This window comes from Paenibacillus paeoniae (genome assembly GCF_003388735.1).
Lineage (GTDB): Bacteria > Bacillota > Bacilli > Paenibacillales > Paenibacillaceae > Pristimantibacillus > Pristimantibacillus paeoniae.
The window spans coordinates 172,205-184,612 of record NZ_QUBQ01000007.1; the positions used below are offsets into that span (position 1 = coordinate 172,205).

A 12,408-nucleotide genomic window follows, 5' to 3' on the forward strand; every position below is an offset into this window, starting at 1 on the left:
ATGGGTTTTCCTGTGCGAGTTGAACGAAAAAAACAAACAATAGAGCTTGTAGATACATTAAAAGAAGCGCTGCAATATCTTAACACTCCTGCAGGAAGTGCGGCAGGCTTTTTACAGGATGACTGTCTGGCATGCATTTCGGCTGTCTCTTCGGTAATGGAAGAGGTTGAAGATAAAGAATATGCAGCGCTGGCAGAGACCTGCCAAATACATATTAAACAAGGGGATTTTGGTAAGGCTTATACATTGGCTGACTCATTGTCTCAATGGATATTTGAGAAAGTGCAGATTCATTATGAAATTGTGTTCTTACCTTATAAAGCTGATATGTGGGATGCGCTTGATAGTGTATGGCGGGCTGCTCATGCTGATCCGTCGTGTGTTGTTCGTACAATACCGATACCGTATCAAAGTCTCGACCCGCAGTTGAATGCACTGACTGATGAATACGAAGGAGACAGGTTTCCTTCTTATGTAGATATAACTCCCTATAGAGATTATGATTTAAGCTTGCAAAATCCAGATGTTATTTTTATTCATAACCCTTATGATGAGTTTAACAGAGTTACAAGAGTTCATCCGGTATACTTTAGTTCAAATCTGATTAAATTCACTGACAAGCTAGTCTATATCCCGTATTTTATTTCGACAGATAAATTTCCGGATCATGCACGATTTCCGGCATTTAAAAATAGCTGGAAAATATTTGTACAATCAGAGAATGCCCGTCAAGATATTCTGGAGTCAAAAGAGATACGGCCAGAGCAAGTTGTTTCTATGGGATCGCCCAAGCTGGACTATCTCTACAATAGAATACAAAACAATGCACCGATGCCTGCAAAGTGGAAAGCGGCTTTGAACGGACGAAAGGTATTTTTATATAACTCCAGTATCGCAAGAATCATGAATGATCGCGAAGATATTATAAAAAGCATGCAGGAAATATTTCGCGCTTTTCAAACAAACAAAAATATCGCTATTATTTGGCGTCCACATCCGCTAAGTATCCAAACTATAAAATCGATGAAGCCTCATCTGCTTAATTCTTACTTATCGCTTGTAAAAGCATTTAAGAAAATGTCAAATGCGGTTTACGATGAATCTTCGGATATGTATACAGCAATTATCCATTCTGATGCATATATCGGGGACTTCAGTTCAGTAATTGCCTCCTACGCTGTAACTGGAAAGCCAATATTAAAGCTAATGCCTAATATGAAATCAAGTTTTGACTATTGGGGGGTTAGCCCTGCCTGGCTGGACTATAAGGAAGAAACGACTATTCCGGTCGCTGTAAATCCAGGTATTGTCGTCGATAAGGAGCTGTTGTTTCCGGCGAATAATCGTGGCGCTGCTTTTGCGCTGGACCTCGCATCGGAACAGTTGAGGCTTACAAAAGTTATTTCACAAGAAATCTATAAGGAGCCTCAGCTCTATGCCAAAGCTTGTGCATATCAGGATACGCTTTGGTTTGTTCCTAAGAGGGCTTCTAAAGTATTTCGTTACGATCAAACAACCGGAGAAACGAAAGAGTATTCCCTTCCATCAACTTATCGCTGTGAAGGGCAGTATCATTTTACTACGGGTATACAGCATGATCACTATTTATGGATGCTGCCTGCCCAGTCCAATATGATTGTACGGCTTCATATGGAAACAGGAGAGATGACAGGTTATAAGCTTTGTTCAGATACTATAATGAGTGCGGATCAGGGATTGTTTTGCTCGAATGGTGTTATTCATAATAATTATCTTTGGATCGCTCTGAATGGAAGACAGGCACTTATTCAAATGAATCTTATTTCGGGAGAAATGATGGTTCATGAGCTAAGCTTCCTTCAAGAGTCTATAAGCGCTATTACTTCTGATGGACAAGCATTATGGATAGTTACGCAAACACCTAAAGTAATTAAGTGGGACCCGGAATCAAATGATACATTTATATTTGACGACTGGCCTAAAGGCTTCAAAGAGGGAGAACGGCCATTTTCCAGTGCAGTTTTTGATGGTGAAAATGTGTGGCTGGTTCCATGTGATGCAAATATGATTATGAAAATTTCATCAAGCACTGGAGAAATGACTGCAGCATATTCTAAACTGAAAAAATCGGCTTGGGCAGCGATTAATTCATCGTTTCCGTTTGATTCGATCGAGCGTAATCGAGCTTTGAATGCTAACCAAGAGCTTTTTTCGGGGGCGATTATTAACAAGGATTGGATTTGGTTCTGCCCGATTACGGCCCCAGCTATGCTAGGCGTCCATCTCATAACAGGAGAAATAAAGAAAATAGAAGTGAAGCTGTCAAGATCGCAAGATGGAAAAACACTTCTTGTTAGCCGGTATCCGAATCCTCCTCAAGAGGGGGCAGATTTGAGAAGCACCTTTGATAATCGGAGTTTGCCGTTAAAATCCTTTATTGATATGGTCTGTATGGCAGATGAAGGCGATTGGAGCAATAAGCAGTGTGAGGAAGCATGTGCAAGTATTGCAAACGCTGATGGTACTAGCGGAGAGAAAATATGGAGCTATGTTGCCGAATATTTAAATCGCTAGGGGGGAGCTCATTTGATCTATGAAGAAATAATATGTTCCTTAATGGACTTGCTGGAGGAAATAAGAAAGAAGAGGAAGGTCTACATTTTTGGTGTAAGTAAGGGAGGGAAAATGACCTTATTTGCATTAAAGCAATTGAATATTTCTAATGTTTATTTCTTGGATAACGATAGCTCCAAGTGGAATCAGACAATTTCCGGAACAGAGGTAAAAAGTCCTGAAGTGTTAGCAGATTTCAATAGCAATGATATTATTCTAGTTGCATCATATTACTATGTAGATATATCAAAGCAATTATCTGCTCTGGGATTGGTAGAATTTGTAGATTATTGTTCAGTTGTATCAAGTTGGAGATTCTCGGATACAACCAAGGAGCATATTTGTAATGGTGTGACAGTGGGGAAATATTCATACGGTTATAAAGCACTGTGCAATGGTATAAATAATCTGGTTAGAATAGGCGCATATTGTTCTATAAATGATACAGCGCAAATTGTCTCTAATCATCCTGTTTCTTTTATAACTACACATCCATTTCTATATAAACATAAAAATGAAATTTTTAGTCCGGAAAGAGTACCGGGATTACTAGAAAAAGATGAAGTTATGGATTATAAAGATAACTCCAATAATGATGATGTTATAATCGGAAACGATGTCTGGGTGGGTGCAAACGTCATCATTTTACCATCTGTTACAATTGGAAACGGTGCTGTTATTGCAGCAGGGGCGGTTGTTACTAAAAATGTTCCTGACTATGCGGTGGTTGCCGGTGTTCCTGCTAAAATTATAAAGTATCGCTTTGCGCCAGAAGAGATAGAAGCTTTGAATAAAATACAATGGTGGAACTGGCCTGATGAGAAAATTAAGGCAAACTGCAAATATTTTATGAACAATAAAGAATTCATCAACAGGTTTACAGAAGTTTGAAGGAGCGGAGCCACTGCATACAGCATTGGCTCCGCTTAGTCGTTAGTATAAATTTTCAAATGTGCATATCATATTTTTTAAGCTTCATTTTGAATCAAATGCAACAGATAAAAAATCAACAAAAGCCACGGTAATACCGATGTAAGGATTAGATCTTGCAAACCAATCCATAACAGGAGGAACCACCAATGGCTCACTCCCATAATAATACAAAGCAATGAACCTTTGTACATCTCTCAGCAATTAATCGTGGTCAGATCCAAGCCCTGCACAAGCGAGGTAAGATGTTACAGAGCAAATTAGTGTATCTTAAAGTACAAAACTGGAATAAATCTAGTGAGTACTCTTGAGGTGACGGGATTCAATAATGTCGAAAAGAGGGATAACATAATGACAAAAATATTAGATTGCACATTACGAGATGGTGGGTATTATACAAACTGGGATTTCGACAGAGTACTAGTTGATAGGTATATTGAAACAATAAATCAATTGCCAATTGATTATATAGAAATTGGATACAGAAGCCCTGCTAAAAAGAAGTACATGGGTGAGTACTTTTATACACCAATTGAAACTATAGATAGAATTAGGATGCAGTTGAATTCCTCTATAAAAATAGCAATAATGTTTAACACAAAAGATGTTGCAAGTGTAGTTGAATTAGAGCATTTATTATTGGATTGCATAGGGAAAATAGATATGGTGAGATTTGCGGTTTCCACTACCAACATCCATAGTGCCGTATTATTTGCTGAAAAAGTTAAAGACCTTGGGCTTGAGGTAGCATTGAATTTAATGTATCTATCGCAAAAAGATTCCAAGGAAATTATCGATGAAGTTAACTATATCCTAGACCATGTACCGAATATTGATTTTCTTTATCTAGTTGACTCTTTTGGCGCTTGTTTACCATCTGAAGTTAGAGATAAATTTATGGCTATTAGAGAAGAACATAAGGATTTAGCTTTTGGATTCCATGGTCATGACAATATACAATTAGCTTATGCAAACTCTTTGGAAGCAATAAATGCAGATGTAAGCATAATTGATTCAACTGTAACAGGAATGGGTAGAGGGGCTGGGAATTTATGCACTGAAATAATATGCTCTTACAAGGCTGCTGCTAATGATATTGACATAGATTATACAAATTTAGTAGAACTGGTTGAGAAATTTAATGGTTTAAAAGCTGTTTATGGATGGGGAACATCATTACCTTATATGATTTCAGGGTTTAATAAACTTCCACAGGGAGAGGTTATGGATCTTATTTCACTTAAACGTTTTTCAACTAATAATATCGTAAAAATTATTAAGAATAAAATCCATAATGAAATGATAAGGAGCGTATCTAGTGAAATTCAGGGGCTCTCTAATATTACATTAAATTATGATTATGATTTTTCTGTATTAGTTGGAGGAGGATCATCCGTACCTCTTCACATGGATGGACTGAAAATATTAGACGAAAAATTTAAAGTCCTTTTTATACAATCTACAACAAAACACTTAAATCTGTTTTTAGAAGCAGGATTAAATAATTTGGTCTGCCTTCCTGGGGAAGAAGTAAGAAAAATCAAATCTAATATTAGTGAAAGTAAATCCTTGAATTTTGTAATTTCTGATGATGCTGAAATAGATTTACAACTAATAAATTCTAATTATTATAGAGTTGAGACTTCATCTATTGATTCCCTTCTTGAAAACAAAGTAATTATAAAAGATGCTCCTCTATTTATGTCTTTAAAAGCTGCCGATATACTTAATATAAGTGACATCTATTTAATTGGTTTTGATGGTTATGACATAGAAACACAAACAACGAAAATTTTAAGGGATGAAAATCAAACAATTATTGATAACTATACAGAATTAAATAAGAAACTAATAAGCTTAACACCTTCAAATTATAATGTCGAGGTAAGATCTTTATACTCATTAATAGTTCATGGCAAATAAAATTAATAACCAATTACAGATTGGGGTGAGTTAATTATATGAGTAGTTCACAAGTAATAGCATTCCTACCATGTAGAAAAGGTAGCCAAAGAGTAAAACATAAAAACATTCGTAAGTTTGCGGGTATTGAGGGTGGATTAACTAAAATAAAAATCGAACAACTGGTAAATTGTGAAAGAATAGATAAAATCATCGTTTCGACAGATGATCAAGAGGTTATTTCAATTTGTGAATCTGTTTTAAGTTCTTCCTCAAAAGAGTATGTGATTGATCATCGTCCAAAAGAGTTAGCAAGTTCTGAAACTTCAACCGATGACTTAATACAATACGTTGGTGAAATTATACCAAAAGGTGAAATACTATGGACACATGTTACAAGTCCCTTTATAACTTCAAATATATATACAGATGTGATTACGGTGTATCAAGAAATTAAGGCAAAGGAGCAATGTGATTCGCTGACCACGGTTACTAAACATCAAAAATTCTTTTGGAGCAAACAAGGAAAGGCAATTAACTATGATCGCTCTATTGAAAAATGGCCACGTACACAAACAATGGAACCTATATACGAAATAAATAGTGGTATTTTTCTATGTAATGCTGAAATATATCACGATTTGAAAGATAGAGTTGGTGTTAATCCTTATCTATATGAATTGACCGATATTCAGGCAATGGATGTTGATTGGGAAGAAGATTTTCAACTTGCAGAAATCTTATGGTCCAAAAATAAACTTAAAGTATAGTATAAAAACATCTCGGGAAATAGGAGCTATTAATATGAAACTAAATAGCTTTAAACAGTATGATTTAGTAATATTTGATTGTGACGGAGTACTTATTGATTCTAATTTATTTAAATGCGAAGCATTTGGTAAGTCAGTTAGTGAATACCCAGACAACATAGTTGAAAGTTTTGTTGACCATTGTAAAAAAACCTTTGGGGTATCAAGATATGTGAAATTTAGAGAATTTTTTAATGAATTTGCTATTGAGAGTTTTGACGAAACAAAATATCAATTATTCTTAAATAGATATGCAAATTTATGTAAAGGACTTTATCATGAAGCAGATTTAACACCTAGCGTAGAACGAGCGCTCTCTTTGCTGAATCATTCAGGGTATAAACTTTTTGTTGCTTCGGGAAGTGATGAAGAGGAATTAATTGAGGTATTTGAGAAAAGAAATTTGATAAATTACTTTATAAATATTTATGGTTCTCCAAAGAAAAAAACTGAATGTGTATCAGTAATATTAGAGGATAACCCAGGCTTGAAAGCAGTATTAATTGGTGATGCACTGTCAGATCTCGAGGTTTCTAAAGAACATAATTTAGACTTCATTTATATGAGCAAATATACAGTTCAGTCAAAAGAGCAGGATAAAATTTGCAGAAATGAAGCGAAAATAGTAATAGATACATTAGAAGATCTTTTTTGAATTATTTAGATTTGATTTTAAAAATACGGTTCAAAACAAAAACCAGTGGTTGACGTCGTAATGTTAGAATAGAAATAGAAAAGAAAAAACTTCTGCAAATCCTGTATTACTGTAAGTCTCATCAAACAACAAGAAAAGAATAAAAATTGAGTGACTGCTCATCGAACATTAATATTGCTCGTCAGGGATTTATCCGTTGGTTGGAACAAGGGAGAAATGTGAATGTGGATCTGAAAGAATTATCACGAGGAATCATTGCAGTCTATATCAAGATATTTAGCAGTTGTATCCGCTTTCAAGAAATTGTTTGACAATTCCATTAATACGATGGTATAGTCAAATTGTGGGCCAGACCTTACGACGCCTCACAGTATTTGAAGATGAAGGGAATGTTTGCACATGCAAGGTAAAGTTAAATGGTTTAACGCAGAGAAGGGTTATGGATTCATCGAGACTGAGCAAGGCGGCGACGTATTTGTTCACTTCTCGGCAATTCAATCCGAAGGCTTCAAAACACTCGAAGAAGGCCAAGCGGTTGAATTCGACATTGTAGAAGGCGCACGCGGTCCACAAGCTGCAAACGTAGTCAAACTGTAATCATCCGGCTATTATAGCCACTGCATAGATGGTTCCATTGACAGTGCCTATTACACTCAAGCTCCGGGAAACCGGAGCTTTTTTCTGTTTATGGCCGTTCTTTATTAATGACGTGTTTCTATCATGTCGATATAGGAGTTAGAAGCCGTTTTGGCTAACAGGAGGATTACATGAACAAACTGTCTTTGGTTATGATCGTAAAAAACGAAGAAGCCGTAATAAAGAGATGTCTCGACAGCGTCAAAGGTATGGTGGATGAGATTGTAATCGTAGATACAGGATCAACTGACCAAACCATTGAAATAGCTCGTGCGTATGGTGCAAGCATTCATCATTATACCTGGAATCATCACTTTGGGGATGCGCGGAATTATGCACTTCAGCACTCTACTGGGGATTGGAACTTGGTGCTTGATGCAGATGAATATATTGCAAATGATTGCACTAAAGCAATTCGCGAACTAATGGAGCGGGGAAACTGTATCGGCCGAGTAAAACGAATAGATAAGTTTAAGGATAAAGAAGGCGTAGCCTACGCCCAATGCTATATATCCCGCCTGTTCCCTGCTGGGGTGCGTTACGAAGGTAGAATTCACGAACAAGTGGTGAGCGATCTTCCGCGTGTTAGACTGGGGGTCGAAGTTGGTCATGACGGGTATTATGAAGCCTCAAGATCTGACCGCAATATCCCTCTGCTCCAAATGGAGATTGATGCCCAGCAGAATAATCCCTATTATCACTATCAAATCGCCAAAGAGTACAATGGAATTGAGAATTTTGAGCAAGCTCATTTTCACTTGAAGAAGGCATACAACGGCTTAACAAAAAAAGAAATGTACTATTCTAATACTGTGGTAGATTACTTATATGCAATGATTTCCTCTAAACAATTAGATGAAGGTTTGGCGGTTATCCAAAGTGAAGCGGCGCGCCTCCACGACTTCCCGGACTTTCACTTTGTCTCCGGGCAGTATTACCTGGAGCTCATCTTAAGCGATACGGCGAAGTACGTTCATTTGCTGCCTCGTATCGAGCAATCCTATCTCAAGTGCTTGGAGCTCGGCGAGACGGATCGGTATGATAGCGTGATAGGAACAGGAAGCTTTTCGGCCCTTCATAACTTAGGCGTATATCATGAGGTGACAGGGAATACGCAACAGGCGGTTGCCTATTATCGAGAGGCTGCGAGCTATGGCTATGCTCCCTCTGAGAGAAGAATTGCAGCTTTAACTAATATGTGACAGTTTTCTGAAAATTCCCAATAAAACAAAAACTCTTTTGAATTAGGCTCCTGCATATGCTATAATAAGAGCATGTAAAGGAGGAGTGCCCCATGAATTACAACATTCGAGGTCAACGCTTTCAGGTGACAGAAGCTTTGAGAGATTACGCCGAGAAGAAATTAAGCCGATTGGATAAATACTTTGACGCTCCAATCGCCTCCGAAATCACAGTAACACTTTCCGTGACGAAAGGCCAGCACGGGGTAGAGGTTACGATACCGCTAGTCGGCGTTATGCTCAGAGCCGAGGAGAAGAGTGCAGATATGTACGCTTCGATCGATCTCGTAGTCGACAAACTGGAGCGGCAGATCCGCAAACATAAGACTAAGGTCAATCGCAAATTCAGACAGGGCAGCGGAGTGAGAGCCTTGTTCCGTGAAGAAGGCTCCGCAGTTAGCGTACTTGAGGAAGAGGATGATCTGGAGCTTGTTCGCACCAAGCGGTTTACGCTCAAGCCTATGGATGTGGAGGAGGCGATTCTTCAGATGAATATGATCGGTCATACCTTCTTCGTCTTTGCGAATGCCGACAATAAGGAAGTGAATGTCGTCTATAAGCGCGATGACGGAAAGTACGGATTAATCGAGCAAAGCTGAGTTCCTTCCATTAATAACTAACTACCTTATATTGATTACCGACAGCCCCGCTCTGGAAAGGAGTGGGGCTTTTATACGTACATTAGTAGTCCTGAGGCTTATCGAAGTCGTATACGGTCATAAGCCTTTCATCTGCAATTCATTCAAATGGCACTTCTCCTAATGGTTTCAGCAACTGGAGCCGCAGCCTTCCAATCAGCGACTATACAGAATGTGGGTCATGCCGAAGGTTCGGAGCGGACCAACGGCCAGCAATGGATGGTGCCAAACAATCGAACCTTATGCGCGTATTTGAGCCAATACTATATGACCCCGGAAACGGTTAAGCTGGATATCTATGAAAGTGATGTTCACTCGTTTGAAAAAGGTGTCCGGTATGTGCCGGATGCTCTGGCATGGCTTTTCGGGAAATAGCCTTTCCAGTTCCTCACGATCGTGTCCCCGGGGTACATTGCGGCAGGGTCTACAAACTGTTACAATTTAAAACAAATAGACCTATTACCGAAAGAGGGGAAAACCATGCTCGGACTGGTAAAGAAAATATTCGGAGATGCGAATGAACGCGAAGTCAAACGCATTCAACGCACAGTTGATGAAATCAATAGCATGGAATCAAAGTTCACGGCGCTGACAGATGATCAGCTGCGCGCGAAGACGGATGAATTTAAGGCTCGCCTGGAGAAGGGCGAGGAGATCGACAATCTATTGCCGGAAGCTTTTGCGACCGTGCGCGAAGCATCGAAGCGTACGCTCGGCATGCGTCACTTTGACGTACAACTGCTCGGCGGTAGGGTATTGCATGAAGGCAAGATTGCCGAGATGAAGACCGGTGAAGGTAAGACGCTCGTAGCAACACTTTCTGTTTACTTGAACGCTTTGCTTGGCAAAGGCGTGCATGTCGTTACGGTCAACGGATACTTGGCACAGCGCGATAGCGAGATCATGGGCCAGCTCTATAACTTCTTAGGGATGACAGTTGGCTGCAACCTGCATGGACTGTCTCACTCCGAGAAGCAAGAAGCTTATGCTTGCGATATCACATACGGAACGAACAATGAATTCGGGTTCGACTACCTGCGCGATAATATGGTGTTGTACAAAGAACAGATGGTACAGCGTCCTCTTTATTATGCCATCATTGACGAAGTGGACTCCATTCTCGTGGACGAGGCGCGGACACCGCTTATTATTTCGGGACAAGCTGCGAAGTCGACAGAGCTGTATCATGCAGCGGATCGTTTTGTGAGCCGATTAAAAGTAGAAGAAGATTTCACGATCGACGTGAAGCTTCGCAATACGATCCTGACGGAATCCGGCGTTGAGAAGGCAGAGCGCGCCTTCGGCATCGAGAATTTGTTTGACCATGCCAACGTAACGGTGAACCATCATATTCAGCAAGCGCTGAAAGCGAACTTTATTATGAAACGCGATGTGGACTACGTCGTGCAAGAAGACGAAGTCGTTATCGTCGACGAATTTACAGGCCGTCTGATGTCCGGTCGTCGCTATAGCGATGGCTTGCACCAAGCGATCGAGGCGAAAGAGCAGCTTAAAGTTCAGAACGAGAGCATGACGCTTGCAACGATTACATTCCAGAACTACTTCCGTATGTACCGCAAGCTTGCGGGTATGACGGGTACAGCGAAGACGGAGGAAGAAGAGTTCCGCCGGATCTACGGTCTGGACGTTATTCAAGTGCCGACGAACCGTTCCATGATTCGTAAGGATATACCGGATGTCGTCTACAAATCCGAGGCCGGCAAGTTCAAAGCCGTTGTGGAAGAAATCGTAATTCGCCATGCGAATAAGCAGCCGGTCCTTGTCGGTACGATCTCTATTGAGAACTCCGAGAAGCTATCCGAGATGCTGAAGCGCAGAGGCGTTACTCATAAAGTCCTTAATGCGAAGTTCCATGCCGAAGAGGCAGAGATCATCTCGCGTGCAGGTCAATCTGGTTCTGTCACGATTGCGACGAACATGGCTGGCCGGGGTACGGACATTTTGCTGGGCGACTCCGTAGGTGAGCTTGGCGGACTTCATATTATCGGTACAGAGCGTCATGAGAGCAGACGGATCGATAACCAGCTTCGCGGACGTGCGGGACGTCAAGGCGACCCGGGCTCCTCGCAGTTCTATCTGTCGCTGGAAGATGAGCTAATGCGCCGATTCGGTGCAGAAAATATTATGGCGATGATGGACCGTCTCGGTCTGGAAGAAGATCAGCCGATTGAGAGCCGCATGATTTCGAGAGCTGTCGAATCCGCTCAGAAGCGGGTTGAGGGCAGCAACTTTGATACGCGGAAAGTGGTCTTGCAATATGATGACGTGATGAATCAGCAACGTGAGGTTATCTACAAGCAGCGTCGCGATATTCTGGAATCTGCGGATATCCGGAGCGAGGTCATGGAGATGATCAAGCCGGTTGTAGAGCGTATCGTAGAGGCGCATTGTTCAGAGGATATTCCGGAAGAGTGGGATTTGCAAGCCATTGTGGATTATGTCCACGCGAATCTGCTTGATGAAGGCTCCCTGAAGAAGGAAGATATCTGGGGCAAGGAAAAGGAAGAGATTTCGGAGCTCCTGCTTGCGAAAGTCGTGGCGCTGTACAATGAACGCGAAGAAGCTCTTGGACCAGAGACGATGCGTGAATTCGAGAAGGTTGTTGTTCTGCGTGCAGTAGACAGCAAGTGGATGGATCATATCGATGCGATGGACCAACTGCGTCAAGGTATTCATTTGCGCGCATACGGCGGTACCGATCCGCTTCGCGAGTATCAATTCGAAGGCTTCGAGATGTTCAAGGAAATGATCGAGACGATCCAAGAGGAAGTCGCGAAATATATTATGAAGGCACGCGTCGAGAGCAACCTGGAGCGTCAAGAAGTCGTGAAGGGCCAGACGACATCGACAAGCGGAGGCGGCGAGACACAGGAGAAACGTCCAGCGAAGCGTGAAGAACGTACGGGACGCAACGATCCTTGTCCTTGCGGCAGCGGCAAGAAGTATAAGCAGTGCCACGGCAAGTAATCTAATTTGAGGTGAAG

9 protein-coding genes and 1 pseudogene are annotated in these 12,408 nt (G+C 40.8%); all 10 read left to right on the top strand.

Features of this window, described 5'->3' with window-relative positions; genetic code table 11:
- Positions 1-12: 12 nt before the first annotated feature.
- The 10 genes and pseudogenes from DX130_RS24085 (at position 13) to secA (ending at position 12,391) form a co-directional block, all read left to right on the top strand.
- Positions 13-2,553 carry a CDP-glycerol glycerophosphotransferase family protein gene (locus tag DX130_RS24085; RefSeq protein ID WP_165861440.1) on the top strand — a complete coding sequence of 847 codons (2,541 nt, stop codon included), beginning with the start codon at positions 13-15 and terminating at the stop codon, positions 2,551-2,553.
- 645 nt (positions 2,554-3,198) lie between these two features.
- Positions 3,199-3,358, top strand: a pseudogene (locus DX130_RS27535) (DapH/DapD/GlmU-related protein); the annotation flags it as partial.
- Positions 3,359-3,873: 515 nt separating this feature from the next.
- Positions 3,874-5,445 (top strand): hypothetical protein, encoded by a 1,572-nt coding sequence (locus DX130_RS24095; protein WP_116049727.1) that lies wholly within the window; start codon positions 3,874-3,876, stop codon positions 5,443-5,445.
- A 38-nt stretch (positions 5,446-5,483) separates the two neighbouring features.
- Positions 5,484-6,194, top strand: a complete 711-nt coding sequence (locus DX130_RS24100) for an acylneuraminate cytidylyltransferase family protein (RefSeq protein ID WP_116049729.1) — start codon at positions 5,484-5,486, stop codon at positions 6,192-6,194.
- A 34-nt stretch (positions 6,195-6,228) separates the two neighbouring features.
- Positions 6,229-6,888 carry an HAD family hydrolase gene (locus DX130_RS24105; RefSeq protein ID WP_165861441.1) on the top strand — a complete coding sequence of 220 codons (660 nt, stop codon included), beginning with the start codon at positions 6,229-6,231 and terminating at the stop codon, positions 6,886-6,888.
- A gap of 399 nt (positions 6,889-7,287) precedes the next feature.
- Positions 7,288-7,485, top strand: coding sequence for a cold shock domain-containing protein (locus DX130_RS24110; protein ID WP_087569424.1), 198 nt, complete (start codon positions 7,288-7,290; stop codon positions 7,483-7,485).
- Between the two features lie 170 nt (positions 7,486-7,655).
- A complete protein-coding gene (locus DX130_RS24115) occupies positions 7,656-8,726 on the top strand; it encodes a glycosyltransferase family 2 protein (RefSeq protein ID WP_240644683.1) in 1,071 nt (356 codons plus the stop codon).
- Positions 8,727-8,818: 92 nt separating this feature from the next.
- Positions 8,819-9,364, top strand: coding sequence for a ribosome hibernation-promoting factor, HPF/YfiA family (hpf, locus tag DX130_RS24120; protein WP_116049732.1), 546 nt, complete (start codon positions 8,819-8,821; stop codon positions 9,362-9,364).
- Positions 9,365-9,526: 162 nt separating this feature from the next.
- Positions 9,527-9,778 carry a hypothetical protein gene (locus tag DX130_RS24125; RefSeq protein WP_116049734.1) on the top strand — a complete coding sequence of 84 codons (252 nt, stop codon included), beginning with the start codon at positions 9,527-9,529 and terminating at the stop codon, positions 9,776-9,778.
- A 105-nt stretch (positions 9,779-9,883) separates the two neighbouring features.
- Entirely contained in the window at positions 9,884-12,391 is a 2,508-nt protein-coding gene (secA, locus tag DX130_RS24130; RefSeq protein WP_116049736.1) for a preprotein translocase subunit SecA, read from the top strand.
- Positions 12,392-12,408: the final 17 nt, after the last annotated feature.